Origin of the sequence: Psychrobacter sp. SZ93C1, assembly GCF_015864635.1 — a bacterium.
Taxonomy (GTDB): Bacteria; Pseudomonadota; Gammaproteobacteria; order Pseudomonadales; family Moraxellaceae; genus Psychrobacter; species Psychrobacter fozii.
In genome coordinates this window covers 1-566 of record NZ_JADYWY010000037.1, presented here as the reverse complement: position 1 = coordinate 566, position 566 = coordinate 1, and the positions used below count along the sequence as shown (strand labels likewise).

General features: G+C 47.3%; 1 protein-coding gene. It reads right to left on the bottom strand.

The genetic code is table 11. The annotated features are described in order from the left end of the window. The coding region (locus I6E83_RS14695) for a Na+/H+ antiporter NhaC family protein (RefSeq protein ID WP_320158400.1) at window positions 1–566 on the bottom strand (566 nt) is incomplete at both ends.

The window sequence follows — 566 nt, the reverse complement described above, 5'->3', positions numbered from 1 at the left end:
AGTAACCCGCCGAGACTGAGTGCCAATATCACAATCGCTTGCGTAAAGAACATACTTTGTACACCGCCACGCGATAGCATACCCCCTACTTCACCCAGCTCTAGTGACTCAGCCGGTGCATATCCTGCAAACAGATAACCACCTAATTGTCCAAAGCTTGGACTGCTATGTATATAAGTGATGATAAGCGCCACCGCAATGGTGCAAATAATCGTATAGATGGCATTGACACGAAAGACAGCCAGTCCAACTAATACCACAAACGGTAATACCGCATAATTATGTACCAAGCCACTGTCGATGAGCTGCCCTTGGAGAATAGTCACCTGACTAAGATCAGAACCCGCTGTCTGGCCTGAAAACATCCAGAACAAGATAACCGTGAGTATCCAAGCAGGTACCGTCGTGTACATCATATTGCGAATGTGCTCAAACAGATCGATACCAACAACGGATGAGGCGATGGTACAGGTATCAGACAAGGGTGACATCTTATCGCCAAAGAACGCTCCTGAGACGACGGCACCAGCCGCAATTGCTACATTGGCATCAAAGGCATTACTCAT